Origin of the sequence: Streptomyces sp. NPDC096311 (assembly GCF_044763085.1) — a bacterium.
Lineage (GTDB): Bacteria > Actinomycetota > Actinomycetes > Streptomycetales > Streptomycetaceae > Streptomyces.
Map to the genome: position 1 here is coordinate 62,986 of NZ_JBIWFN010000007.1, position 25,009 is coordinate 87,994.

A 25,009-nucleotide genomic window follows, 5' to 3' on the forward strand; every position below is an offset into this window, starting at 1 on the left:
CCGGCACCTGGCAGGCATCGGTAACCGGCAGTTCCGGCGGAGCTGGTCTTCGACCGGCAGGACTCCGGGAAGTGCACCCACTCGGGTCCTCTTCCCTGACCTTCTCCTGAGAGAAGCGGCGGCCGGTACTGGAGCATCGTGATCCCGGCTCCCAGGTCTGCGATGTGTGCGGTGGGACGGCGACGGGCGGGCGCCAACTGGTCATGTGTGGCCTTGGTGACGACGGCTGTTTACCTGAGGGCGCCGCCCGCGCCCATCTCCGGGACTTGCCCGGTGCCTAGCTGCAGCTGCTTGACCGCGGCGGACACCGGCTCGTGGAGACACATCTGGACAAGGTCGTCGTCCCGGTCCGCGATTTCCTCGGCCGGGTGCACGCCGTTTGAGTGCCCCCGCCCTGAGTCCGCGCCGGACGATGGGACCACGAACACCCAGTTGCGCGACGCCCTGACCGGCGCAGGGCACACCGTCATGGACCGCGATGCCGGTGCCGCCTTCGCTGCACTGACCCTCGACTTCGGCTACCTGCCGGGCGAGATCTGGATCAGCGAGCCGACTGAGGCGCGCTCTGACGCGCATCCGACTTTCCGCCATGGCAGACAACGCCGGTCGCGAGCCCCGCTGAGGACCTGCCTCTGGGGCAGCGGCGGAACGTGACCGCTCCGTGCCAGGCCGACCGCACCCCCTTCCGGACGCCTCACGCCTGACCACTGACGCCGCCGCACGCGACACCTGGGCCCGCCGCCACCGGTCAGGGCGGGCCCGTCGCCGTTCCCAGCTGGACGTCGGTGACTTGACCCAACTCGCCGACGTCGCCGAGCTCGAACTACTCACCATGTTCAACCCACCTGGTCCGACACACCGTCGATCTGTCCAGACATCTCGACTGACGTGCCACAGCCAAGACGGTCCAAGCGGTCACGGGCCGGTACTGGTCCGCTGCCACCCATGGCGGGGTGGGCCGCGCTCGCATACGGCTGGCCCCTGAGCTCCTGCTTGATTTCTCCGCCGTGCGCGGCGTGGCCTCCGGCAGCTTGGCGGCGGTGACCGACCGCGGCCGCCATACCGTCGACGGCCTGCGCAAGCCCGGTGGCGGCCCGCACCAGGAAGGTCACGTCCCGGCCGGCCCGCGCGAGCCGGGCCGGGCCGAGCCGAGCCCCGAAGCATCCGCCCTTCGCGCCTGCACCCAGCACCCAGCACCCAGCACCCAGGATCCTCATCGGCCAACCCGCTCTGAGCGTCGCCACAGCGGGCGCTGCCGCGCTATCGCCACAGGCAACCGCGACGCAGCCATGTTCCTACATTCTCCGGCAGTGGCGGCCAGGTACCGTAATGCCCGACTTGCGCGACATAACCAAACGGCATACGCTTATTTCCAACGGGAGCTCGAAGTGCAGCGCCCCTCCCCCGGCGCCACCCATGAGCCGTTCACCCGGCAGTGGTCGTACGGCGTGCAGCGCTGTTCCCATGCCGCGTTCCCACCGAAGGAGGTCTGACGATGATCATCGACGCTGCGGAACTCGACGCCGCCCACGCGTACAAACTGCTGATCGGAAGCATCATTCCGCGCGCCGTGGCCTGGGTCAGCACGGTGTCGACCGAGGGCGTGGCCAATCTCGCGACCATCTCGTTCTTCACCGCCGTCGGCAGGAAGCCGCCCATGGTCTCGATCACCATGCAGCCGCAGGCGGACGGCGTCACGCTGAAGGACACCTTCATCAACATCCGTGACACCGGCGAGTTCGTCACCAACCTGGTGACGCTGCCGCAGGCGGACGCCATGCACGGTTCGGCGTACGGGTTCGAGCCGGACGTGGATGAGTTCGAGGCGCTCGACCTGGGCAAGGAGCCGTCAGAGGTCGTGCGCGCACCCCGGGTCAAGGACGCGCCGATCTCGTTCGAGTGCGTCGTCGACCGGATCATCCCCGTCGGGGACGACATGGTCGACCACGTGGTGTGGGGCCGGGTGGTGCGCTTCCACGTCCGGGACGACCTCTACCTGGAGCGGGGCCGGATCGACACCGCCGCCCTCCCGGCCGTGGGACGCCTGGCCGCCGAGTACACGCTGGTCGAGAACGTCTTCACCACCCCCCTGGACAAGGACTTGCTCGAAGCCCGGCACGGCCGGCGGATGCAGCGCCTGGACGGACGGCCCGCCGACTGGTCCCCGATCAACACCGAGGAATGGTCCCCCTCGGGCGAGGTCAGGGTCGCTCCCGGAAAGTGAGCACAGCAATGAGGACAGAGCGGATCGGATCGAGCGATGTGCGATTCCGGCGGCAGGGCGAGGGAGACTTCGCTGTGGTGTTCGTCCACGGCTTCCTGGACGACCAGTACGTCTGGGACGGCCTGATCGGCGAACTCACCACTCCCGGCATCGAATGCGTCACCCTCGATCTGGCCGGGAGCGGCGACCGCACGCAGGCGAGCGGGCCGTTCACCTACGACCGGTTCGCCGACGAGGTGGGCGCCGTGGCCGACGCCCTCGGCAAGCCTTTCGTGATGGTCGGGCAGAGCCTGGGATCGGCGGTGGCCGAGCTGGTGGCCGCACAGCGCCCCGACCGGGCTCTCGGTCTGGTCCTGGTCACCCCGGTCCCACTGGCCGGCACCCGACAGCCCGACGAGGTCATGGACACCTTCCGTTCCCTGGGCGGTGACAGCGACGCGCAGCGCGCGGTCAGGACGCAGCTGTCGGCCGCGCTGGCGGAGGCGGACCTCGACCGGCTGGTGGTGAGCGGCACGCGGATGCATCCCGAGACCGTGCGGGAGGCCGCCGACTGCTGGAACACCGGGCACCCGGCGGGCGAGCAGCCCAGCCGGTACACGGGGCCCGTGCTCATCGTGCACGCCGAGGACGACGGCTTCGTCACCGACGAATCGGTCGCCCAGGGGGTCGCGCCGCGGTTCGCCGCGCCCGAGACGGTGGCGGTCGCCCAGGCCGGGCACTGGGCCCACCTGGAGCAGCCGACCCGCGTCGCGGGCCACCTAGATCGCTTCCTGGCCCGCGCGCTGCCCGCCGTGCGGGTTCCGGCCTGGACCAACGCCTTCGTGGAGAAGTCGGCCAACGCGTTCAGCGACGCTTTCGCCGCCGACGTGACACTGGACGCGAGCGTCCTCACCCGCACGGTCGAGGGCCGCGACCAGGTCAAGAACGTGATGGCAGCGGCGAGCACGATCTACGAGTCGCTCGTCTTCACCCAGGAGACCGTCAGCGGAGAGCGCTGCTACCTGGAGTGGCGGGCCACCGCGTTCGGCGGCACGCAGATCGACGGCGTGACGGTCCTGACGAAGAACGCGGACGGGCAGATCGTCCGGGCTGCCATCCACCACCGGCCGCTGGGTGCCGTCCACCAGTTCTCCGCCGAACTGGGCCGCAGGCTGAACGGCGTGCTCGACGCCGAGTACTTCCACCGAGGCTGAGCCCCCGTTTCCGTCATTCCGGCCAGGGCCCGGCCCTGGCCGCACCGAGGAGGTTGTTCCATGGTCCAGCGCGAGGATGTCGCATTCGACGCCGACGGCGGGGTCACGCTGCGCGGCTGGCTCTTCCTGCCGGACGGTCCCGGCCCCCACCCGGCGATCACCATGGCCCACGGCTATGCCGGGGTCAGGGACCACGGCCTGGAGCCCTTCGCGCGGGCCTTCGCCGAGGCGGGCTTCGTCGTCCTGCTGCACGACCACCGCAACTTCGGCGCCAGCGACGGCCTTCCCCGGCAGGACATCGACCCCTGGCGGCAGATCGCCGACTGGCGCCGCGCCATCTCCTGCCTGGAGAGCCGACCCGAGGTCGACGCCGCGCGGATCGGCCTCTGGGGCACCAGCTACGCCGGCGGCCACGCGATCGTGCTGGGCGCCACCGACCGGCGGCTGCGCGCCATCGTCTCCCAGGTGCCGACCATCAGCGGCTTCGAGCAGGGGCGGCGCCGCATCGCGCCGGAAGCGGTCACGAAGCTGGAGGCGGCTTTCGACGAGGACGAGCGCGCCCAGGCCCGCGGCGAGGCCCCCCGCACCCAGGCTGTCGTCGGCGACAACCCGGCTGTGCCCGCCTCCTACCGCACGCAGGAAGCCATCGACTTCTACCTCCAGCCCGTACCGGAGGGCGTGTGGAGCAACGAGGTCACGATCCGCTCCAACCGACTGGCCCGCATGTACGAGCCCGGGACCTGGGTCACCCGGGTCTCCCCCACGCCGCTGCTCATGATGGTCGCCGCGAACGACACCGTGACCCTCACCGACACGGGGCTCGCGGCCTTCGAGCAGGCCTTGGAGCCCAAGCGGCTGCAGATGATCCCCGGCGGCCACTTCGACCCGTACACCACCGAGTTCGACCAGGCGAGCACCGGCGCCCTCGACTGGTTCCGCCGGCACCTCTCCTGACGAACGCCCCCACAGAGTGCAAGGACGAACCATGCCCCATCTGACCTACTCCATCGACGATGGCCTCGCCACGCTGGTCCTGACCAACCCGCCGCAGAACCGCATCGACCCCCAGATGGCCACCGACCTCGCCGAAGCGCTGGAGGCGATCGGCCACAGCGACGCCCGCGCGGTCCTGGTGCGCGCCGAGGGCCCGGACTTCAGCTTCGGTGGCGACATCGTCGACTGGCCGGATGCGGACGTACGTGAACTGCGGACCCTCTTCGAACGCTACATGCAGGTCTTCAACCAGCTCGAGCGGCTCCCGCTGCCGGTGATCGCCGCCGTCCACGGGCTGTGCTTCGGCGGCGGTCTGGAACTCGCGCTCCGCGCCGACGTGATCTTCGCCGGCGAGACGGCCCGCTTCGGCCACCCCGAGCAGACCCTGGGCATCGTCACCCTGCTCGGCGGGATCTACCGGGTCGCCGAGCGTGCGGGCCGGGCACGCGCCGCGGAGTGGGCACTCACCTCCGAGCAGGTGCCCGCCAGGGTCATGGCCGACGCCGGTGTCGTCAACCGGGTCGTCGCCGACGACACCCTGCTGGCCGAGGCGACCGCTTTCGCTCGCAAGGTGGCCAAGGGACCCACCCGCGCCTACGCCGCGCACAAGGCCCTGCTGCGCGCCTGGGCCGTCGGCGGCGTCTCCGCCGCGGACGAGGCGATGTTCGACATCGCCATGCCTCTGTTCGAAACCGACGACGTCAACCAGGGCCTCGCCTCTGCCGTCAAGGCGTTCAAGGCAAAGCAGCCCCGGCCCGCCGTCGACTTCCAGGGCCGCTGACCGGGCCACCCCAGAAAGCCGCAGGCCCCCTCCCCAGGCACCACGCCCCTTGCCGCGGGCACCCGCCGACGAGTGACCGATGCCCGGAGCACGGCACCCATCGTGACCGGCCCCGCATGACCGGCACCAAGGCCCGGCAGGGCGGCCACACCATGGCCCGGGCGGTGCCGGCCGCTAGGCCCCCGGCACCACGGCACACGGCGCCCGTACGACAGAGCGACCGCACCGTCTCGTACGGCACCAGCCCAGGGGAACGGACCTCCACCGCAGCCCTCGCGTTTGCCTGCCCAGGGCAGGCAGGCGCGACGCGCACGAAGGAACAGCAGTCATGAACGCAGAAAGCGCCACGTCAGCCGTGTACGGCGAAGCCGTCGGCCGGGACAGCAAGCCGGTCTTCGCGCTGCACCGCCGCGGCAAGTTTGGCGATCACATCGACGGTGCCGCTGCGCGACAGCGACGACCCTCTCTCCCTCGCCTACACCCCCGGCGTCGCCGAGGCCGTCGCCACCGCCGCCCGGCTCGAGGGGGCAGCCCGGCGGTGAGCCACCCAGCGGAGTCACCGCGAACGGATCCCACTGTCGTCGAGCCACCACCAGTCATGGAGAAACCCGGAGTGCATCCCCAGCCCCACCCCCCGCATCACAGGCGCCGCCTTCCCATCCGCATCTGGCTGCAACCCTTCCTGATCGGCCTGGTCATCGTCTCTGCGTTCGTGAGCTGCTACATCGGACTCATGCGCGACCCCCAGCCCCACCGGATCCCCGTGGCGGTCACGGGACCGCAGCTGGCGAACAAGGTCCAGCAGGCCCTGGGCGACTCGATCGACGTCCGGCGCGCCGACTCCACCACCGAGGCACTCGATGCGCTGCGCCACCGCGACACCGTGGCCGTTCTTGGCACCGGCCCTCACGGCAAAGGCCTCCAACTCGACGTCGCGAGCGCGAACGGCCTGTCCACGACCACCGCCGTCGCCAAACTCGTCACCGCCTACGCACACGGCGCCGACCAGCACCTCAGCGTCTCCGACATCGTGCCGCTCGACCGGTATGACGCCCGCGGCCTGGCCGGGTTCTACGTCTCCTTCGGGGTGACCCTCTCCGGCTTCGCCCTCGCCCAGAGCGTCGTGGGACTCAGCAGCCTGCTCCACCTGCGGCACCGTTTCACCCTGATGGCCGGGTTCGCCGCAGCGTCGGGCCTTGTCGCGGCCGCCATCGCCGGCCCCATCCTCGATGCCGTCCCCGCACCGTATCTCCCCCTCGCCTTCGTCCTGGCCCTGCTGGCCGCCGCCGCTGCCTTCACCACGAAGATGCTGGCCACCTACGTCGGCCCCCTCGGTATCCCCCTCGCCACCCTGCTACTGCTGACCGTCGGCAACTCCACCAGCGGCGCGACCATCGGCACCGACCTGATGCCCAGCGGAGCACGGGCCGTGTCGGCACTGCTGCCCCCCGGCGCCGCCGTCCGCGCCATCGCCGACCTCAGCTACTTCCAGGGCTCCCACGTCCTCGCCCCGCTGGCGACACTCATCCTGTGGGCCGCGGGTTCCGCAGTCCTGCTGGCCTTCCGCACCACCGAACAACGCCCGGCCGCCCCCGTATTGCCCCAGCCCCAGACCGCCCCGACCCCGCACCGGTCCGGAGAAGACCGCCCCACATCACACCGAGCCACCACTGACGACACACCCACAACCCACTGGGCCGACACCGACGAGAGGCACCCAGCATCAGGCAACGGCACCACACTGCAGCCGGCGTTCACCGCGCCGCCGAAAGTGCCCGACACGATGCTGAAAGCTTCGTCCGACAGCGTCTGATCGATGTGTCTCGGTGCACGCGTCGACGTTGCCGACCGGCAGATCTACACCACCATCTACCAACCGACTTGGACCATACGGACGACATCGGTGCGACGACCGCTGGATCGTCCTCGTCTTCGTCAACGAGGACAAGCAGGTCCCGCTCTTCCTCAAGGCCATCGGTCATCCCCAGGCAGCGGAGAACCCGCACTACGCCGACACCCCGAGCCGTCGCGCCCCCGCCCCCGAGATCGCTACCCTGTTGGACAGGACATTCGCGACTCGCTCCCTGGCCGAGTGTCGCGAGCCGCTCGACGCCGCGGGCTTCACGTACGGGGTCGTCCAGACGCTCGAAGAGTGCGCCCAGAACCCCCACCTCCTCGCCAACCGGGTGTTCGTGCCGATCGACGACGGCGACGACGACCCGCACCTGAGCGTCGACAGCCCCGTCCGACTGGACCAGGAACAGAAGGTCCGTCCGGGCCCGGCCCCCGATCAGGGCGAACACACCGAGTCCGTGCTCCGCGACCTCGGCTTCGGCGCCGCCGGAATCGAGGACCTGCGCAAAGCCGAAGCCGTCGGCTGGAGCCGCGACTCAGCGACGCGACGGAAGAAGGGAAACACCATCATGACTACGGCCAACGACACACCGACCGTACGAACTGAGGAGACCGACGGCATCTTTGTGATCACGATCGACCGGCCCAAGGCTCGCAACGCCATCGACGGCGCCACCGCCAGGGCCCTGGCGGCTGCCGTCGATCACCTGGAGTCCCGTGACGACCTCCTGGTCGGTATCCTCACCGGGGCCGGCGGCGTCTTCAGCGCCGGTATGGACCTCAAGGCCTTCGCGGCCGGAGACAAGCCCATCGTCGAGGGACGGGGCTTCGCCGGCATCACCCGCGCCCGGATCAAGACCCCGCTCATCGCCGCCGTCGAGGGCTACGCGCTGGGCGGCGGTACGGAGATGGCGCTCGCCTGCGACATGATCGTGGCCGCGCGGAACGCCACTTTCGGTCAGACCGAGGTCCACTACGGCATCGTGCCACCCGAAGGGGGCATGGTTCGCCTGCCCGAGCGCATCCCGCGCAACATCGCCCTGGAGCTACTGCTGACCGGCGAGCCTCTGCCCGCCGAACGCGCAGAGCGGTTGGGCCTGGTCAACCACCTCACAGAACCGGGCCAGGCCCTGCAGCGGGCCCTGGAACTGGCCGCCAGCATCGCGCACAACGCGCCTCTGGCCGTGGCCGCCATCAAACGCGTCGTCAACGAGCGGCGAGCGTTCAGCGACGACGACGCGTTTGCCGAGCAGGACCGGATCGTCGCACCGGTTCTGGCGTCCCACGACGCGCAGGAGGGCGCCCACGCCTTCGCCGAGAGGCGCTCACCGCACTGGCAGGGCCGCTGACACCAGCCCCGGCGGCGGAGAAGCTGCGCGCTTCCGTCGCCAGTGGCGGCATCACGGGTGCATTTCATGGGGGGGCTGACACGAAGGAGCGTTCGAGCCGAGGTAGCACCCCGGATGGTCCTGTCCGGAGGAATCAGTCGATCACGGCGACCCGCCAGGTCTCCTCGTCGGCGTCCAGGAGCGCCGCGACGAGGGCGGGGCCCGGCAGCGGGCCGTGGTCGGCGGCGACCCTCAGGGCCGAGGCCGCGGTGAGATGGCCCAGCCGCAGGGCGCGGTCCACGGGCAGCTGCCGCAGCAGGCCGCTGAGGAATCCGGCGGCGAAGGCGTCACCGGCGCCGACCGGCTCGGCGACGCGCACGGTCAGGGCAGGCACGCTGTGGGCAGCGGTCCCCACGAAGGCGGTGGCGGCGCGGTCCCCGTCCTTCACGACGAGCACGTGCGGGCCGGACAGGAGTTCACGGACCCGTTCGGCGTCGGTGATCCCGTCCCCCCACAGGGCCTGGGCCTCGTCGAGGCCGACGAGCACGATGTCGGCCCGGTCTGCGAGCCGCCGCAGCACGTCGGCGGCGGAGCGGCCGTCCCACAGCGCGGGGCGATGGTTGACGTCGAAGCTGACGGGCCACGGGCGGTCGGGGCGCAGCGCGCGTTCGACGAGGGCGCGGCAGCCGGGCGACAGGGCGGGGGTGATGCCGCTGAGGTGGACGAGTGCGGCGCCCGCCACCGCCGGATCGTCGAGCACGTCGGGGGTGAGGGCCGAGGCGGCTGATCCGGCGCGGTGGTAGTGGACGCGGGTGCCGTGCCCGCGCGGGCCCGGGTCCTTGAGCAGCAGTCCGGTGGGCCGCTGCGGGTCGATGCGCACGCCGCTCACGTCGACGCCGCCCTCGGCGATCCGGGCGCGGACGCGGCGGCCGAAGGGGTCGTCGCCGACCGCGGAGACCCAGCGGGCGGGAATGCCGTGGTCGGCGAGGTAGAGGGCGACGTTCGACTCGGCGCCCGCGATGTCGACGCGCAGCAGGTCGGCGCCGTCCAACGGCCCGAGGGGGTCGGGGGCGAGGGCGGCCATGGTCTCGCCGACGCAGACCACGGGGCCGGGGCGCAGTGGCCGGTGGGTACTCATGGTGGGCTTCCTAGAGAGTGCCGGCGCGGTCCGCCGGAGCCGAAACGGAGGGGACCGCCGGACGGTACGGGGCGGCCGGGGCGCCGGGAACGTCGACCCGGAGCGCGAAGACGGCGCCGTCGAGAGGTCCCGGGACGGACAGGCCGATGTGCGCGCTGGTGACGAGGAGCGTACGGCCGTCGGGGCCACCGAGGCAGAGTCCCGCGGGCTGCCCGGCGGGCAGGTCGACGATCCGGTCGAGGCCCCCGTCGGGGCGGTAGCGGTGGACCTGCCCGGTGCCCCAGACGGCGGTCCACAGGCAGCCGTCGATGTCGGTGGTCATGCCGTCGGGGCTGCCGGAGCCGAGGGTGACGAAGTGTTCGGGGGTGTCCAGGTCACCGGTCACGGGGTCGACCGGATAGCGGCGGATGACGCCCCGGGCGCTGTCGGCGAGGTACATGACGGTGCCGTCGGCGCTGAAGGCCGGGCCGTTGGGGATCGTGACGTCCCGCAGGACGCGGGTGACGCGGCCGTCGCGGTCGACGCGGTAGAGGGAGCCCGCGTCCTGGGTGGCCTCGTACGCCATGCTGCCCGCCCAGAAGCGGCCGTGCGGGTCGGCGACGCCGTCGTTCATCCGCATCGGCACGGGTGCGCCGTCTTCGGGGCGCGCGATCCAGTCGACGCGGCCCGCGGGGTCGATGCGGCAGATGCCGGGGCCCGCCGCCGCGATCCAGTGGCCGGGGCGCCCCTCCACCGGTGCCACGGCGCCCAGCGGGCAGGGCAGTCGGGTGATCGGGGCGAGCGGCGCGTCGGGTCCGTCGGGCACCGCGAGCAGTCGGCCGGTGAGGATGTCGGTCAGCACGGCGCGGCCGTCCGTCCAGCGGATGCCCTCGCCCAGTTCGAGGCGGTCGGTCCCCAGGACCGCCGGGGCGGTCACGGGCGGGTGTCCGCGCGGACGACGTCCAGGAAGGCGCGGGCACGCTCACGCAGGGCGGTGCGGTCGCCGCCCTCGGCGGCGTCGCCGATCAGGGGCGATCCGACGCCGACGGCGATGGCTCCCTCGCGCAGGTAGTCGGCGGCTGCCGCCGCGTCCACTCCCCCGACGGGTACGAAGGGCAGGTCCGGGAAGGGTCCGCGCAGGTCTCGCAGATAGCCGGGGCCCCCGGCGCTGCCTGCCGGGAAGAGCTTGAGGGCGTCGGCGCCGAGCCGCTGTGCCTGGAGGATGTCGGTGGGCGTCATCACGCCTGCGAGCACGGGGAGTTCGAGTTCCCGCCCGGTGGCGATGCCGTCGCTGACCCCCGGGGTGACGAGGAAGGCGGCGCCGGCCTTCTGGGCGGCCCGGGCGTCGTCGGAGCTGAGCACGGTTCCGGCGCCGAGCGTCGCGTCGGGGCCGAGTGCGGTACGGGCCCTCGCAATGACGTCGAGCGCGTCGCGCCCGGAGAGGGAGACCTCGATGAGGGTGACGCCCTCCTCGGCGAGGGTGAGTACGGTGGTCAGCGCGGCGTCCGGGTCGCTGCCGCGGACGATGGCGAGCAGCCGGTGGGCGCGCAGCGCGGCGAGCAGGTTCATCCGAGATCCCTTCTGGTGACGGTGGTTCAGGTGCGGCGGGTCGCGGTGACGGTGAGCCGCCAGGTGACCTCACCGGCCGGCGGCACTGTGGCGGTGTCGCCGTCGTCCGCCTCGGCGCGGTCGAAGACGCGGCCGAGCATCGGCTCGACGCCGATCGAGCGGTACGGCGCGCCCTGGGGGAAGCCGCCGAGGTTGCGCCAGAGGGCGACGGCGACGGGCTGCCCGGCGGCCTCGACGGACAGGTGCAGCGTGTCGGCGCCGTCGTGCACGGACACCCGGGAGGTGAGGACGACCGCTCCCACGGCGCTCCCGTCGTCCGGGCCGAGCCGGTCCAGCGGTACGCCGTCGACGCTGGGCCAGTTGCCGGCGACCCAGCGGTCGCCCTCGTCCGGGTAGAGCCGCGTCACCGCCGGTGCGACGACGCCGATCCGGGCGGCCGGGGAGAGGTCGAGCAGGGCGTGGGCGGCCCACACGAAGCGGTAGCCGGGCTCGGCGGCGAGCGTGTAATCGGCGACGGCCGCGTCCCCTCGCTCGCCGATGCGCCGGGTCAGGCGGAAGTCGGGGCACTCCGCGACGTCCTCCTCCCCCGCCCTCCGCCAGGGCCGCGACCAGGCGTCCCCGTGATCGGGCAGCCCGCGCACGGTGGGCACGCACTCCTCCAGGCCGCCGGCGTCGGCAAAAGGGTCACCGGGCCGGACCACGCGGCGGCGGGGCTCGTCGCGGTGCCACAGCCACTCGCGGCCACCGGCGGTCAGTGACGTCCAGCGTCCGCCGTGGTCCGGGTCGGTGGCGACGCGGACGGGCAACCGCGCGGCGCTCACCATTCGGCGAAGGAGCCGTCGACGTGCCGCCAGACGGGGTTACGCCAGGCGTGGCCGGACCGGTCGGCGGCGCGGACCGCGTCCTCGTCGACGGCGATGCCGAGTCCAGGCAGTCCGGTGCGGTGCGCCTGGCCGTCGACGAAGCGGAAGGGCTCGATGTCGACCAGGTAGGACAGCAGGTCGGCGTCCTTGTTGTAGTGAATGCCCCGGCTCTGCTCCTGGATCAGGAAGTTCGGCGTGGCGAAGGCGACCTGGAGGCTGGCGGCCAGCGCGATGGGACCGAGCGGGCAGTGCGGCGCCAGGTGGGCCCCGAAGGTCTCGGCGAGCGAGGCGATCCGGGTGACCTCCGATATCCCTCCGGCGTGCGACAGGTCCGGCTGGGCCACGGCGACGCCCGCGGTCAGCACAGGGAGGAAGTCGACCCGCCCGTAGAGCCGTTCGCCGGTGGCCAGCGGCACGGACGAGGCGGCGACCAGCCCGGGCAGCAGGTGTGCCTGCTCGGGCAGAACGGGTTCCTCGACGAACAGCGGGTGCAGCGGGGCCATCTCGTGGAGTACGCGGCGCGCGTTGGCGGCGCTGAAGCGGCCGTGGAAGTCGACGGCGACGTCGCGGTGCGGGCCGAGGGCCTCGCGTGCGGCCGCCACGCGCTCGACGACGGCAGCCGTCTCGGCGGGGCTGCCGATCGGCGGGGTGCGCCCGGCGGCGTTCATCTTGACGGCGGTGAAGCCCGCCTCCACCTGGGCGGTGACCTCCTCCTTGAGCCGCGCGGGTTCGTCGCCGCCGACCCAGGCGTACACCCGGACGGTGTCGCGGACCGGGCCGCCGAGCAGGGTGTGCACCGGCACCCCGAGGGCGCGGCCCGCGATGTCCCACAGGGCCTGGTCGATGCCGGCGACGGCGCTGGAGAGGACCGGGCCGCCCCGGTAGAAGCCGCCCTTGCTCAGCACCTGCCAGTGGTCCTGGATGCGCAGCGGGTCCTGGCCCACCAGGTACTCCGCCAGCACCTCGACGGCCGACCGGACCACCTCGGCCCGGCCCTCCACCACCGGCTCGCCCCAGCCGACGACGCCGTCGTCGGTCTCGATGCGGCAGAACAGCCACCGGGGCGGGACGAGAAAGGTCTCGACGCGCGCGATCTTCACTGTGCCTGGCCGTCCTTCTCGTGGGTGGAGCCGTCCGCGCCCTCGGGCGCGGACGGACCGCTGAGTTTGTCGAGGTCGCGCGTCGCCTGGTCGAGCAGGGCGCGCATGGCGTGTTCCGCGCCGTCGGGGTCCCGGTCGCGCACGGCGTCGAGGACGGCGCGGTGGCTGGGGACCGGGTCCTCGCTGTGGGGGGCGCTGTGCACGAGCCGATCGCGCTGGGCCAGGCCGGACTCGATGACCATCTCCATGCGTTCCAGCAGTTCGTTGTGGGTGGCCGCGAGCAGCGCCCGGTGGAAGGCGAGGTCGGCCTCGACGGCGTCGCTCGCGCCGCCCTCCTGGCCCATCGCGGTCAGTGCCGCCTCCAGTGCTTCGAGGTCGGCGTCGGTGCGGCGGGCCGCGGCCAGCCGCACGGCGGCGGGTTCGATGATGCCGCGGACCTCGCCGAGGTTGCGGAGCAGCGCGGGGTCGGCGCCGGTGCCGCTGCTCTCGGAGAACTGCCAGCGCAGCACGTCGGCGTCGAGCAGGTTCCAGTCGGAGCGGGGCCGCACGAACGTGCCGCGCTTCTGCCGGGCGTCGACCATGCCCTTGGCCGCGAGCACCTTGAGGGATTCGCGCAGGGCGGTCAGGCTGACGTCCAGTTCGCTCTGCAGGGCCGCCATGTCGAGCGTCGCTCCCTCGGGGATCTCGCCGCTGAGCACCCGGCGGGCGAGGGTCTCCACGGTCTGGCCGTGCACTCCGCGGCGCGCGTATGGCGTCATGTGTTTGCCTTTCTTGCTGGTCGGTCGGTGGCTGGAGCGGTCGGTCCCGTCACGCGGAGGCCTTGCTGACGCTCCAGCCGCCGTCCACGAGCAGGCTCGATCCGGTGATGTAGGAGGCCTCGTCGGCGGCGAGGAAGGCGACGGCGGCGGCGACCTCCTCGGGGGTGCCGAAGCGGTGGGCCGCGGTCTCGGCGACGCTGAGCTCGCGCTCGGCCTGCGGGACCCGGTCCCAGGCGGCGGTCAGGATCGGTCCCGGCAGTACGGCGTTGACCCGTACCCCGGGGCCGTACTCGACGGCGAGCTGACCGCACAGCGACAGCAGCGCTCCCTTGCTCGCCGCGTACGCCGGGTGGCCGGGGATCCCCCGGTGGGCGTGGACGGAGGAGATGAGCACCACGGCCCCCTGGTGCTCGCGCAGATCGGGCAGTGTCGCCCTGACGCCGAGGAAGGCGCCGGTGAGGTTGACCGAGAGCTGCCGTTCCCAGGAGGCGAGGCTGGTCTCGTGGGCCGGTGCGACCGCCACCGTGTACGCGTTGCTGACCAGGACGCCCACGGGCCCGAAGCGGTGGGCGGCGGTGATCACCCGCTGCCAGTCGTCCTCGCTCGCGACGTCGGCGGCGACGAAGAGGGCCCGGGCTCCGTCCTTGCGCAGCCGCTCGGCGGCTTCCTCGCCGCGTTCGGCGGCGATGTCGACCAGGACGACGGCCGCGCCCTCCGCGGCGAGGCGTGCCGCGGTGGCCGCGCCGATGCCCGACGCGGCGCCAGTGACGACGGCGACGCGGTTGGTGAAGCGGGCCGCTGGGTTCATGAGGCGGGTCGTCTCCTGTTCGAGAGGGCGGTGGGGTGCAGATGTTCGAGAGGCGGGGCGAATTCTTCCGTTGTCGTCACTGCCGGGCCAGCACGGTCAGCTCCGCGTCGTGTCCGGCGGTCCAGGCGAACGGCAGCCCCGAGTGGAGCAGGTACGCCCCGCTGTAGCGGGTGCCGGTCGCGGTGTCGGTGTAGCCGGCGTCCGTTCTCAGGCCGCGCAGTCGGAGCCGGGCGGCCCGGCCGGGCACCAGGGGCGCGCCGTCGAGCCGGCCGGTGTTCCAGGCCGTCACCACAAGGCGGGCGCCGCCGGGTTCCTCGTACTGGATGCCGCAGGTCGGGTCGGCGGGGCTGCCGAGCAGGCTCACCTCGCCGTGGTGGACGATGTCGCGGACTTCCTTGTAGCGGGCGATCCACTCGGTGGCCTCGGTGCGCTGCTGCGGCGTCCAGTGGCGTATGTCGGCGCCGATGCCCAGGACTCCGGCGATGGAGTTGACGAACCGGAAGGCGAGGGAGCGGGGGCGCGGGTCGAAGACGCCGGGGGCGTCGGTGACCCAGGAGCTCATGGTGTGCGGGGCGTGCGCGTGGAGGTAGCCGTACTGGATGCGCAGCCGGTCCATGGGCCCGGTGTTGTCGCTGGGCCACATCACGTCGGTGCGGGCGAGGGTGGCGTGCTCGACGCGGGCGCCACCGCCTGCGCAGCCCTCGACGGTGACGTGCGGGTGGGCGGTGCGCAGGTGGTCCAAAACGCGCAGGTAGCCGACGACGTGAGCGGCGTCGAGGTCCTGGAGCTCGGGGTCGGGACCAGCCGGGTGGCCGGGGCGGCCGCGCTCGGTGGGCGGCCGGTTCATGTCCCACTTGAGGTAGCTGATGGCGTACGAGCCGAGCAGCCGATCGAGCGTGCCGATGACGAAGTCCTGGACGTCCTCGCGGCCGAGGTCGAGCAGGAGCTGGTTGCGTACGAGCGTCGCGGGCCGGCCCTCGATCCGGTACACCCACTCGGGGTGCTCGGCATAGAGCCTGGAGCGGGGGCTGATGCCCTCGGGCTCCACCCAGAGGCCGAAGTCCATGCCGAGGGCGCGGACGTCCTCGACGAACCGGTCGAACCCGCCGGGGAATTCGGCCGGGTCCGGGTCCCAGTCGCCGAGACCGCCGGTGTCGTCGGCGCGTCCGGTGAACCAGCCGTCGTCGACGACGAAGAGTTCGGCGCCCATGTCCGCGGCCGTCCTCGCGAGCTCCAGCTGCCCGGCGGCGTCGACGTCGAAGCCGGTCGCCTCCCACGAGTTGTAGAGGACCCTGCGCCGCCGGTGGATCCGGTCGCCGGTGAGGTGCCGCTCGTAGCGGTGCCACACGCGGGCCAGTCCGTCGAGCCCGTCCGGGCTGAAGGCGCAGGCCAGCCGGGGTGTGACGAGGGTGGCGCCAGGGGCGAGGCGGACCGCGCCCTCGTGGGGCACGCGGCCGGCGCGTACGCGGACGGCGCCGCCGGGCTCGGTGTCGGCGGTGATCCGCCAGTTGCCGGACCACTCCAGGGCGATGCCGTACGTGGGGGTGGCGCCCTCGGCGGGGGCGGCGGCGTCCTGGACCGCGAGCCAGGGGTGGTACGCGTGCCCGGCCGAGCCCTGGGTGCTCTCCATCTCGAAGCGGCCGCGCTCCAGCTCCACGTGCTTCAGCTGGAACTCCTGCGACCACTGTCCGGCCAGGTACGTCAGCCGCGCGCCGCCCTGGACGGGCACATTGACGGCGGCGGAGTCGAAGCGCTCCAGGCGTACCTCGGTCTCGCCGGTGCAGGTCAGCTCCGTCCAGCGCAGCACGACGTCCGTGCCGGGCACCGTCTCGTAGCGGAGCGTCGTACGCAGCCCGAGGACGTCGTCGGCGAACTCCAGGCGCAGCGCCCGGTCGCCGTCCTGCGTGGCGCCGGTGAATCGCCACCAGCTGCCGCGGTCGCCGCCGGGACGGGAAGCGACCAGGTCGGCGCCGGTGAACGGCCGCAGCCCGTACGGGATGTACTCGGCCGGGGCGGCGTCGGCGGGAACGATGAAGTGGGTGCGCCGCGACCAGTCCATGGGCGACGGCCCGTCCTCGACGCCGTGCGGCCCCCAGGCGGCGAGTTCGGCCCAGCGGTCGTCGCCGCCGAGGGTGACTGCGTAGGTGGTGGTGTCGGTGCGCAGCAGCCACCGGTCGTGCATGGTCACTTGACGGCTCCGAGGTTCAGTCCGGCCACGAAGTGGCGCTGGAAGCGGAGGAAGACGGCCACCGTCGGGGCGGCGGCGATCACCGAGCCGGCCGCGATCACGTTCCACATGGAAACGTACTGGCCCTGCAGCCCGATGAGTGAGGCGGTGATGGGCATCTGGGAGTCGGTGCGCAGCACCGTGATGGCCCACAGCAGGTCGTTGAAGATCCAGGTGAACGACAGGGCGGTCAGCGCGGCCAGCGCCGGGCGTGCCAGCGGCAGAATGACCCGCCAGTAGATCTGCCACGGGTTCGCGCCGTCGATGACGGCGGCCTGCTGGATCTCGCCGGGGATCGCCCGCATGAATCCGTGCAGGACGAAGACGTAGAAGCCGACGCCGAAGCCGACCTGCACGCCGATGAGGGCGTACAACTGGTCGTAGATGCCGAGCATTTCGCTGAGCTTGGAGACCGGGATCAGCAGGATCTGCGGGGGCAGCAGGTTGCCGCCGAGCATGAGCAGCAGCAGGACGCGCCGGAAGGGCAGGTCGTAGCGGCTGAGCGCGAAGGCCGCCATGGACGCGAGGCCGAGCGAGAGCGCCACGGTGGGGATGGTGACCAGCATGCTGTTGATGAGGGCGCGCTGTTGGCCGCCGTCCACCCACGCCTGCCGGAAGCTGTCGAAGGTGAACGAGTGCGGCCAGCTGCCGACGCCGTGCGCGGCGATGTCGTCGAACGTCCGGGTGCTGGTGACCAGGACGAGGGCGATCGGCAGCAGCCACAGCGCGGAGATCAGGCCCGCGCAGAGGTGGAAGCCGGCGGTGCGCAGGGCGCGGCCGCTCAGGGCGGAGCGGCGGGGCGCCGCGACCTTGGCGGGGCCGGGCCGGCCCGCCGGGCCCTCGGCGTCCTTGAGGTCCGTGGTGGCGTGGGTGGCGGTCATGAGTCGGCCTCCCGGAAGGCGCGCACGAGGTAGCTCGCGATGACGCCGAAGGCCAGCACGAAGATGACGACGGCGAGTGCGGAGCCGTATCCCAGGCGCAGCGACTGGAACGCGGTGGAGTACATGTAGGTGCTCAGCAGTTCGGAGGAGTGGTACGGGCCGCCGCGGGTGAGCGCCCACACCACGTCGAACGAGCGCAGCGAGTCGATGACGATCACCGACAGGACGACCGCGTTGACGCTGCGCAGCTGCGGCAGGGTGATGTGCCGGAACTGCTGCAGGCGGGAGGCGCCGTCGACCTTCGCCGCCTCGTACAGCACGGGGTCGATGCCCTTGAGGCCGGCCAGGTACAGCACCATCACGTAGCCGACCTGGCGCCACAGCGCGGGCACGATCACCGCGTAGAAGGCGGTGTCCTGGTCGGCGAGCCAGGCGTGCTTCAAGCCACCCAGACCGATGGCTTCGAGCACGTTGTTGATCAGGCCGTCCGGCTGGTACATGGCCTGCCACACCAGCGCGGTCGCGACCAGTGAGAAGACCACCGGCAGGAAGAGCGCCGCCCGGTAGAACCCGATGCCGCGCCGCTCCTGCTGGAGCAGCAGCGCGGCACCGAGCCCGAGGGCGGCGGACAGCCCACCGAAGAGCAGCAGCCACAGCACCGTGTTGACTGCCGCGGTGCGGAAGACCTCGTCGTGCACCATCTCGCTGAAGTTGCCGAGGCCGACGAACTTCGGGGCCGACAGACCGTCCCATGAGGTCAGGGAGAGGTAAAAGCCCTGGAGGGCCGGCCAGAAGACCCAGAACGCCTCGACGAGCAGCGGGACGAGGACGAAGGCCAGGACCACCGGGGGCACCCGAGTGGCCCTGGACCGTCGTGTGGAGCCGATCAAAGCCATTGTCACTGGCTCCAGATCTTCTGTGCGCTGCGCTGCCACGTGGTGAGGATGGAGCCGATCTCCTTGGGCTTGGCCAGGTAGTGCACGAGCGCCGTGTCGGCGGTCGGCTGGAGCGCGTCGCTGGAGTCCCGGTTGAAGAACTGCGTCACGTCGGTGGCGCTCTCGATGAGTTTGCGGCCCTTGAGGACGAGCGGCGTGCCGGCGTCCTTGGCGTCCGGGTGCGTGGGCAGCGCGGTGCCGGAGGAGTTCTTGAGGTACAGCTCCTGCGCCTCGGCGGAGGCCAGGTAGCGCAGCAGTTCCTTGACGCCGTCGGCGCGCTTGGTGCGGGCGCTGGCGAAGTAGCCGTCCGTGGGCGCCTCTTCGGCGACCGGAACCTTCGGGTCGATGATGGGGAACTGGAAGAAGTCCAGGTCGCCCAGGGCGTCCTTGGGGGCGGCGTCGGCGAAGAAGGTACCGATGAGCATCATGCCGGTGCGGCCCTGAAGGAGGGCGGTGGTGGCGTCCTGGAAGGGGATCGCCGTGCCGTTGGGGTCGAAGTACGGCCGGGCCTGGTCCCAGGTGTCGAAGACCTTGCGGACCTCGGGGTCGTCGAAGCGGTGCTTGCCCGCGAGGAGTTCGCGGTGGTACTTGGCGCCGTTGACACGGATGTCCAGGTAGTCGAACCAGGCGGAGGCCACCCACGGGGTGTCGCCGCCCGCGCCGAGGCCGATCGGGGCGACACCCTTGCTCTTGAGCTTGTCGCACAGGTCGAGGAACTCGTCCCAGGTCTTGGGCTCCTTCACGCCCCACTTGGCGAAGTGGGACTTCCGGTAGAACATGCCCCACCAGTAGTAGCTGGTGGGCACGAAGACCTTCTTGCCGCTGGAGGCCGAGGTGCACAGCTTCTTCAGCGCGTCGGAGTAGCCCGCGAGTTCGGGCTTCTCCCATACGTCGTCGAGACCGAGGAGCAGGTCCTTCTTGGCGTACGACTCGGCCACGGAGCCGGGGTACCAGGTGTAGGCGTCCGGCGGGTTGGCCGATGTGAGGTAGGTCGGCAGCTGGGTGCGAAAGGTCTCGGACGCGACGGTGTTGAGCTGCGCCCTGGTGTCGCCGCGCTTGTCGAAGGCGGCGACGATCGCCTGCAACGCGGTCTTGGCCTGCGGAGAGGAGAGGTTGGACTGCAGGGTCACCGGGCCGCCGGACTTTCCTCCGGAGGCGGACGGGCTCTGGGTGACGCAGCTGCTGAGCAGCGCGCCGGCACCGACTGCGCCGGCTCCTACGAGGAATCTGCGGCGGTTGGCGTTGAAGGCGGTCATCTATGCACTCCCTAAGTGCCCACGGAACGGAGCTGAGGCCCCCTGACGGCCCGGCTCTGCCTGCGGCAGGCACAGCCTGTCGCAGGGGTCCGGGGACCGTCAAGATTAATTACTAATTTATTTCTCGGAGGGTGTGCCTCCAGGCCGAACAAGACCCGGAGGCACACCTGTTGGCTCTGGGTGTTCTGGAGCGCGCGGAGCTCAGAGCTCGGTCTGGTGGACGCGGCCGTCCACCCCGCGGTAGGCGGCCAGTACGCCGCCGTCCGGCCCGGCGACGGCACCGAGCGCGCCGTCGAAGGCACCGCTGGCGAAGTCGGTGTCCTTGCTCCAGCCGGCCCAGCCGCCGTCGGCGGTCCAACTGCGCGTCCAGAGCGTGTAGTCCCCGGCCCGCGCGTACAGGTGGACGGTGCCTCCGGAGGCCACCAAGGTCGGGCTGCCACTGGTCGTGCCGCCGAGGGCCGTCCAGTCCGACCAGGTGCCGGAGGTGTCGCGGGTCCGCGACCACACCGAGTCATCGGGGGTGCGCACGGCCACGTGCAGCCGTCCGGCGTCGTCGACGACGGCCGACGGACGTCCGTAGAACGGCCGGCCCTGTGGGGCGCCGAGCGAGGTCCAGCCGGAGGCCGGGCCGCGCGACCACACATTGCCGTCCGCACCGCGCCCGAACAGGGTCCAGTCGTCCGGTCCCGCGAAGGCCGCGGTCGGCGCGTCCGTCAGCGTCCCGCCGAGACTCTGCCAGCGCCCCCAGTGCCCGTCCGCGTACACGCGCCGGTAGGCGGTGTCGTCGGTGCCGCGCACGAAGACGTCGATCCGTCCCCCGGCCGAGGCGTACGCCGCGGGCTGGCCCAGGATGCGGCCGCGCGTCGGGCCACCCAGATCGGTGGTCCGGGACGTGGCCCAGTCACCACCGCGCGCGGTCTGCGCGCGCAGCGCGCCGTCCGTGCCGCGGGTGAAGGCGGTCAGCGTGTCGCCGTCGCGCACCAGGGCCGGGCTCGCCGACGAGCCGCCGGGGAGCTGCGTGCCGGGGGCCTCGTCGGTGCCGGTCAGCTTGAGGAAGGCCGTGCCGTGCGCGGGGACGCGCACCGTGTACGAGCCGGTGAAGGTGCCGCGCGAGGCACGGGCCCGCAGGTCACGCACCGCGACCTTGCCCGCGAGGCCGGCGTCCGCGAAGGTCACCGTGCGGTCCTGCGCCTGGTCGGAACGGTTGAGCAGGACGACCGCCCGCTTGCCCGCGCCCTGCAGCACCTTGCTGTAGACGTCGCCGACCGAGTCCGTCGCCACACGAGCACCCTGGATGCCCAGCGGGTCCTGGTCGACGGCGATGATCTCGGGGTTGCGCAGGGTGTCGATCATCGACTGCCCCAGGGTGCGCGGGTCACTGCCGAGCACGAGCGGCGAGGCCATCTCGGCCCACATCACGAACTGGGTGGTGGACTCCTCCTCCGTCAGCTCGTAGCCACCCTCGGCGAGCTTGCGCATCGGGATGAGGTAGTCGGGGTCGTTCCAGTGCCCGGGCCCCTGGGCCTCGGGGTGCCAGGCGTTGGCATCCATGTTGCGCAGGATGTTCGGCCACTCCCCCGCCGTCGGGGTGCCCCAGGCGATGTCTGTGCCGGTGCGCCAGGAGTCGGCTGCCGTCGGACCGTAGACGAAGGTGTTGTGCGCGTCCTGTTCCGGGGTGTGCGGCATGCCCCAGTCGTCGGTGAGCGGGTTGCACAGATTGAGCAGCATTTTCCGCCCGGACTTGGCGACGGCGTCGCTGAACTCCTTGAAGGCGGGGCCCGGATCGAGCCCGGCGCCGATGCCGCAGAGGAAGTCCACCTTGATGGCGTCGACCTTCCATCCGGCGAACTGGCGGGCGTCCTGCTCGTAGTGACCGCGGCTGCCCAGGCCACACCACTTCCCGCCGTCGTACTCACCCGCGTCGGTGTAGATGCCGACCTTGAGGCCCCGCTTGTGGAGGTACGTCACCAGCGCGGGGATGCCGGACGGAAAGCGGGTGGGGTTGGCCACGAGCCTGCCCGTCTGCGGATCGCGCGGCTGGTCCGCCTGCCAACCGCCGTCCAGCCAGACGATGTCGTAACCGCTGTCGCGCAGCCCGCTGCTGACGAGGTGGTCGGCGACCTTCTTGACCTGGTCCTCCGTCGGGGCGCCGAGCCCGTAGTAGGTGTTCCATCCCATGTACGGCGTGGAGGCGAGACCGCTGTCGTAGTACTGCGGCGCGCCCTGGTCGTCCGCGGCGTGTGCCGCCGGAACCGCCGACCCGACCAGCACCACGGCACCGAGCACCACCGCGGTCCGCCGCGGTCGCGCCATCCCTGCACGATGCGAAGCCACTGAATTCTCCCGAGAGTTGGGGGTACGGGGCACCCCGCTCCGATCGTGCCTGGGCGCCGGTGCCACGGCGGAAACTGTGCCCAGGCCCCTCAAGCGTGTCAATATTAATTGCTAATTAACTTAAAAACGGGATCTCGCGGTGACGTAGCCACCGCCCCGGGACGGTTTCCGCAGGCTGCGGCGGTGCCCCAGCCCCGGCTGATCACCGGCGGGGCGGGCCGGCGCGGAATTGTTTGGAACCCTCACGCGCTGATGAAGCCAAGGGCATGGGATGCCGCCGGTGTGCGAGCCGAGCAGCCCGAGTGACCGAGGCGACAGACATTGGAGGGGCCGAAAATGGCAGCGCAGACGCAGAGGGCCGTACTGGCGGGCGGATGCTTCTGGGGGATGGAAGACCTGATCCGCCGGCTCCCGGGCGTGACAGCGACCCGGGTCGGATACACCGGGGGTGACGTGCCGAACGCGACGTACCGTAACCACGGCACCCACGCGGAGGCCATCGAGATCCACTTCGACCCCGAGAAGACCGACTTCCGCACGATCTTGGAGTTCTTCTTCCAGATCCACGACCCGAGCACCAAGAACCGCCAGGGCAACGACATCGGTCTCAGCTACCGCTCGGCGATCTACTACGTGGACGACGAGCAGAAGCGGATCGCCGAGGACACCATCGCGGACGTGGACGCCTCCGGACTGTGGCCGGGCAAGGTCGTCACCGAGGTCGAGCCGGTCGGCCCCTTCTGGGAGGCCGAGCCCGAGCACCAGGACTACCTGGAGCGTTACCCCGATGGGTACACCTGCCACTTCCCGCGCCCGGGATGGCGGCTGCCCGCCCGCGCGGACGGCTGACCGCGCGGAGGACTGACGCGGAGGGCTGACCGCGCGGGGCGGCAACCAGCTCATCCAGCGTGCGGAAGAACGGCGAGTGCGTCGGCGACCGGACCGGTCGCCGACGCCCGGGAAGCACGTCAAGGCATGGCGCGTCCTGGCGTCCGGCTCTGGTCGCCGGCCGGCCGTGTACCGCCGACGCGGTCAGGGGCGTGCACGCTGGCGAGCAGACGGAGGCGTTCTTCGGAGGCGCTGCCCGGCTGTGCGTGGTAGGTGACCAGCGTCTGCCCGCCGGTCCCCGGGACCAGCAGGTTTTCGTAGTGCAGTCCCAGAGGGCCGGCCTCGGGGTGACGAAGCAGGCTGGTGCCGGTGGAATTGTGCTTGACGTCCTGCCGGGCCCACAGCGTGCGCAGGCCGTCACTGACCTGCTCCGGCCTGCGGGGCCGCTTGCGCCGCGGGCTCTTGCGTGTGGCGATCTCCAGGAGGTACGTCGTCGCCTCATCGTCCAGCCGCAGGGCGCGGGCGATGCTGCGCAGGACCTGCTCCGAGGGGTTCCTGTCGTGGCCCTGCGCCAAGCGGTTGTAGTAATCAGAGCTGATGCCCGCTAGGAACGCGACCTCCTCGCGGCGCAGCGCCGGGACACACCGGTTGCCCTGATCCCAGCGCCACACCGGAGGCCTGCGGACCTCTGAGCCCTACCGCAAGACGATCGAGCAGGGCGCCGCGACCACCGTGTTCCTCAGCGAGGCTTCGAGTGGGGGCAGCTGCCGAGTGCGGCGACTGTGCCGTCCTTCACTGGAACCGCGCCGGGTTATCTGTTGATGCCGTTCCCGTGCCTGGTCAAGGCATGGCGGGGCCCCTCCGCCCGGGGCGGGGTTTCATCCGGCATTTGCACGCAAAGCCTGCGTGCTCTTACCTATCCCGATCACCTTCATACAGCAGCCTCCGGTTGCCTCTCAAAGGCCCCGGTTAAAGGTGAAGAGCTCGGCCGAGATCAGCAGTGCGCCCGGGATTCCATGCAGTGTGACGGCATGGAATCCCGGGCTTGCGATTCGTGCAGCGTTGTCTAGTTGCAGTTCGTCGAGTCTCGAACGGCGTTGACGAGGTATGTGCTTGAGCTTGAGCTGTTCTTCATCAGTGCGGTGACCGTGCCGCAACCGCCGTGGGCGCGGTAGACAGGTCCTGCATACTCGCTGAAGTTGCCCTCGTCGCTCGCACAGCCCTCTGCCGTGTAGTTCGAGCAGAGCTTGAGCTTCATCCACTTCGCGCCACTCGTGTTGTTATCGAAGATGGCACACGTGGGAGCGTCATTACTCGCGGGGTTGGATCCCTTGACATAGACGAAGAGAGTCCCCAGGCGCGAGGCGTCGGGCAACTGCTCCGCCTTGTAGAGATTGTATCCCGTACCACAGACAGTTGCGGCTGCTACGACTGCGACGGGATTCTCCGATGCAATTGCCCTGGCATTCTTGTCGGCCTTGACCGAAATGCTGGGAACCGGCTGGTCGGCTGCCGCGACCTGCGGAGCAGTCAGGCCGAGTATGCCCAGGCTGGCTGCAGCCGCCGAAAAGATGATTCTTGCTGCGTGCTTGCTTCGCACGGTCATGAGATCCCCCTCTGGAAATCATTCAAGTTGCCGCCCAAGAAACTCAAGAATCATGTATGGGCGAAGCGAATAACAGCAGCGCGAGCCAATCAGATCGCCCCTCCTGCTGTCTACGTGGATTCCCGCGAGAAAACGGATGCTGTCGTTCCGCTGTGACCCTATGCGCGTGGACCTTCCTCTCTCGAGGGGAAGAATCAGGCAATCGCCCGACCGCCTAGTTACCCGTAGTCCCACCCCCGGGTGAGTCGAGTGGCGCACGTCACATCACGGGCGAAGTTACGGGCCTGCCTGCTTTTGGCCATTGGCCGAATATCGGCGGGAGTTCGCCCCCACTGCGGCAGTGCTGATGTGGAG

22 protein-coding genes and 1 pseudogene are annotated in these 25,009 nt (G+C 71.1%); 9 read left to right on the plus strand and 14 right to left on the minus strand.

What is annotated here, in order from left to right:
• The first annotated feature begins 432 nt into the window (after nt 1-432).
• The 8 genes and pseudogenes from ACIRA5_RS19145 (at nt 433) to ACIRA5_RS19180 (ending at nt 8,394) form a co-directional block, all read left to right on the plus strand.
• Nucleotides 433-654, plus strand: a complete 222-nt coding sequence (locus ACIRA5_RS19145) for a hypothetical protein (RefSeq protein WP_403692065.1) — start codon at nt 433-435, stop codon at nt 652-654.
• An 841-nt stretch (nt 655-1,495) separates the two neighbouring features.
• Nucleotides 1,496-2,224, plus strand: a complete 729-nt coding sequence (locus ACIRA5_RS19150) for a flavin reductase family protein (RefSeq protein WP_403692066.1) — start codon at nt 1,496-1,498, stop codon at nt 2,222-2,224.
• An 8-nt stretch (nt 2,225-2,232) separates the two neighbouring features.
• Nucleotides 2,233-3,417 carry an alpha/beta fold hydrolase gene (locus ACIRA5_RS19155; RefSeq protein ID WP_403692068.1) on the plus strand — a complete coding sequence of 395 codons (1,185 nt, stop codon included), beginning with the start codon at nt 2,233-2,235 and terminating at the stop codon, nt 3,415-3,417.
• 60 nt (nt 3,418-3,477) lie between these two features.
• Nucleotides 3,478-4,371: an alpha/beta hydrolase gene (locus ACIRA5_RS19160; RefSeq protein WP_403692070.1), complete on the plus strand. Its 894-nt coding sequence runs from the start codon at nt 3,478-3,480 to the stop codon at nt 4,369-4,371.
• A 31-nt stretch (nt 4,372-4,402) separates the two neighbouring features.
• A complete protein-coding gene (locus tag ACIRA5_RS19165) occupies nt 4,403-5,191 on the plus strand; it encodes an enoyl-CoA hydratase/isomerase family protein (protein ID WP_403692072.1) in 789 nt (262 codons plus the stop codon).
• 388 nt (nt 5,192-5,579) lie between these two features.
• A pseudogene (locus tag ACIRA5_RS19170) lies at nt 5,580-5,706 on the plus strand (NAD-dependent malic enzyme); the annotation flags it as partial.
• A gap of 98 nt (nt 5,707-5,804) precedes the next feature.
• Nucleotides 5,805-7,004 carry a hypothetical protein gene (locus ACIRA5_RS19175; RefSeq protein WP_403692074.1) on the plus strand — a complete coding sequence of 400 codons (1,200 nt, stop codon included), beginning with the start codon at nt 5,805-5,807 and terminating at the stop codon, nt 7,002-7,004.
• 13 nt (nt 7,005-7,017) lie between these two features.
• Nucleotides 7,018-8,394 carry a crotonase/enoyl-CoA hydratase family protein gene (locus tag ACIRA5_RS19180; RefSeq protein WP_403692076.1) on the plus strand — a complete coding sequence of 459 codons (1,377 nt, stop codon included), beginning with the start codon at nt 7,018-7,020 and terminating at the stop codon, nt 8,392-8,394.
• 133 nt (nt 8,395-8,527) lie between these two features.
• Here ACIRA5_RS19180 and ACIRA5_RS19185 read toward each other — a convergent pair whose 3' ends face one another.
• The 12 genes from ACIRA5_RS19185 to ACIRA5_RS19240 form a co-directional block, all read right to left on the minus strand.
• A complete protein-coding gene (locus tag ACIRA5_RS19185) occupies nt 8,528-9,511 on the minus strand; it encodes a sugar kinase (protein ID WP_403692079.1) in 984 nt (327 codons plus the stop codon).
• Nucleotides 9,512-9,521: 10 nt separating this feature from the next.
• Complete coding sequence (locus ACIRA5_RS19190; RefSeq protein ID WP_403692082.1) at nt 9,522-10,427, minus strand: SMP-30/gluconolactonase/LRE family protein; 906 nt, start codon at nt 10,425-10,427, stop codon at nt 9,522-9,524.
• On the minus strand, nt 10,424-11,059 hold the full coding sequence (locus tag ACIRA5_RS19195) for a bifunctional 4-hydroxy-2-oxoglutarate aldolase/2-dehydro-3-deoxy-phosphogluconate aldolase (RefSeq protein ID WP_403692085.1): 636 nt from the start codon (nt 11,057-11,059) through the stop codon (nt 10,424-10,426). The genes ACIRA5_RS19190 and ACIRA5_RS19195 overlap by 4 nt, the downstream gene beginning before the upstream one ends.
• Before the next feature lie 26 nt (nt 11,060-11,085).
• Nucleotides 11,086-11,883, minus strand: a complete 798-nt coding sequence (locus tag ACIRA5_RS19200; protein ID WP_403692088.1) for a hypothetical protein — start codon at nt 11,881-11,883, stop codon at nt 11,086-11,088.
• Nucleotides 11,877-13,022: a galactonate dehydratase gene (gene dgoD / locus ACIRA5_RS19205; protein WP_403692089.1), complete on the minus strand. Its 1,146-nt coding sequence runs from the start codon at nt 13,020-13,022 to the stop codon at nt 11,877-11,879. Before dgoD ends, ACIRA5_RS19200 begins: the two co-directional genes overlap by 7 nt.
• Entirely contained in the window at nt 13,019-13,780 is a 762-nt protein-coding gene (locus ACIRA5_RS19210; RefSeq protein ID WP_403692091.1) for a FadR/GntR family transcriptional regulator, read from the minus strand. The genes dgoD and ACIRA5_RS19210 overlap by 4 nt, the downstream gene beginning before the upstream one ends.
• A gap of 49 nt (nt 13,781-13,829) precedes the next feature.
• The gene (locus ACIRA5_RS19215; RefSeq protein WP_403692093.1) at nt 13,830-14,588 is read right to left on the minus strand and encodes an SDR family NAD(P)-dependent oxidoreductase; all 759 of its coding nucleotides are present in this window, start codon (nt 14,586-14,588) and stop codon (nt 13,830-13,832) included.
• A 76-nt stretch (nt 14,589-14,664) separates the two neighbouring features.
• Nucleotides 14,665-16,776 carry an alpha-galactosidase gene (locus ACIRA5_RS19220; RefSeq protein ID WP_403692095.1) on the minus strand — a complete coding sequence of 704 codons (2,112 nt, stop codon included), beginning with the start codon at nt 16,774-16,776 and terminating at the stop codon, nt 14,665-14,667.
• Entirely contained in the window at nt 16,773-17,696 is a 924-nt protein-coding gene (locus tag ACIRA5_RS19225) for a carbohydrate ABC transporter permease (protein WP_403692096.1), read from the minus strand. Before ACIRA5_RS19225 ends, ACIRA5_RS19220 begins: the two co-directional genes overlap by 4 nt.
• Entirely contained in the window at nt 17,693-18,550 is an 858-nt protein-coding gene (locus tag ACIRA5_RS19230) for a carbohydrate ABC transporter permease (protein WP_403692099.1), read from the minus strand. Before ACIRA5_RS19230 ends, ACIRA5_RS19225 begins: the two co-directional genes overlap by 4 nt.
• Nucleotides 18,551-18,594: 44 nt before the next feature.
• A complete protein-coding gene (locus tag ACIRA5_RS19235; RefSeq protein WP_403692101.1) occupies nt 18,595-19,887 on the minus strand; it encodes an ABC transporter substrate-binding protein in 1,293 nt (430 codons plus the stop codon).
• A 201-nt stretch (nt 19,888-20,088) separates the two neighbouring features.
• Complete coding sequence (locus ACIRA5_RS19240) at nt 20,089-22,200, minus strand: glycoside hydrolase family 27 protein (protein ID WP_403692104.1); 2,112 nt, start codon at nt 22,198-22,200, stop codon at nt 20,089-20,091.
• Between the two features lie 357 nt (nt 22,201-22,557).
• Here ACIRA5_RS19240 and msrA point away from each other — a divergent pair, with 357 nt between their 5' ends.
• Nucleotides 22,558-23,070, plus strand: a complete 513-nt coding sequence (gene msrA / locus ACIRA5_RS19245) for a peptide-methionine (S)-S-oxide reductase MsrA (RefSeq protein ID WP_352047539.1) — start codon at nt 22,558-22,560, stop codon at nt 23,068-23,070.
• 119 nt (nt 23,071-23,189) lie between these two features.
• On the opposite strand, the gene ACIRA5_RS19250 is transcribed toward msrA, so the two are convergent.
• Nucleotides 23,190-23,720, minus strand: a complete 531-nt coding sequence (locus tag ACIRA5_RS19250) for a helix-turn-helix domain-containing protein (protein WP_403692106.1) — start codon at nt 23,718-23,720, stop codon at nt 23,190-23,192.
• A gap of 395 nt (nt 23,721-24,115) precedes the next feature.
• Complete coding sequence (locus ACIRA5_RS19255) at nt 24,116-24,655, minus strand: hypothetical protein (protein ID WP_403692109.1); 540 nt, start codon at nt 24,653-24,655, stop codon at nt 24,116-24,118.
• Nucleotides 24,656-25,009 lie beyond the last annotated feature (354 nt).

Bases quoted from the DNA above. Each gene is read 5' to 3' on its own strand.
- ACIRA5_RS19210 (WP_403692091.1), bottom strand. From the start codon at position 13,780: ATGACGCCATACGCGCGCCGCGGAGTGCACGGCCAGACCGTGGAGACC.
- ACIRA5_RS19255 (WP_403692109.1), bottom strand. From the start codon at position 24,655: ATGACCGTGCGAAGCAAGCACGCAGCAAGAATCATCTTTTCGGCGGCT.
- msrA (WP_352047539.1), top strand. From the start codon at position 22,558: ATGGCAGCGCAGACGCAGAGGGCCGTACTGGCGGGCGGATGCTTCTGG.
- ACIRA5_RS19215 (WP_403692093.1), bottom strand. From the start codon at position 14,588: ATGAACCCAGCGGCCCGCTTCACCAACCGCGTCGCCGTCGTCACTGGC.
- ACIRA5_RS19185 (WP_403692079.1), bottom strand. From the start codon at position 9,511: ATGAGTACCCACCGGCCACTGCGCCCCGGCCCCGTGGTCTGCGTCGGC.
- ACIRA5_RS19150 (WP_403692066.1), top strand. From the start codon at position 1,496: ATGATCATCGACGCTGCGGAACTCGACGCCGCCCACGCGTACAAACTG.
- ACIRA5_RS19200 (WP_403692088.1), bottom strand. From the start codon at position 11,883: ATGGTGAGCGCCGCGCGGTTGCCCGTCCGCGTCGCCACCGACCCGGAC.
- ACIRA5_RS19155 (WP_403692068.1), top strand. From the start codon at position 2,233: ATGAGGACAGAGCGGATCGGATCGAGCGATGTGCGATTCCGGCGGCAG.
- ACIRA5_RS19240 (WP_403692104.1), bottom strand. From the start codon at position 22,200: ATGGCGCGACCGCGGCGGACCGCGGTGGTGCTCGGTGCCGTGGTGCTG.
- ACIRA5_RS19195 (WP_403692085.1), bottom strand. From the start codon at position 11,059: ATGAACCTGCTCGCCGCGCTGCGCGCCCACCGGCTGCTCGCCATCGTC.
- ACIRA5_RS19160 (WP_403692070.1), top strand. From the start codon at position 3,478: ATGGTCCAGCGCGAGGATGTCGCATTCGACGCCGACGGCGGGGTCACG.
- ACIRA5_RS19165 (WP_403692072.1), top strand. From the start codon at position 4,403: ATGCCCCATCTGACCTACTCCATCGACGATGGCCTCGCCACGCTGGTC.
- ACIRA5_RS19235 (WP_403692101.1), bottom strand. From the start codon at position 19,887: ATGACCGCCTTCAACGCCAACCGCCGCAGATTCCTCGTAGGAGCCGGC.
- ACIRA5_RS19225 (WP_403692096.1), bottom strand. From the start codon at position 17,696: ATGACCGCCACCCACGCCACCACGGACCTCAAGGACGCCGAGGGCCCG.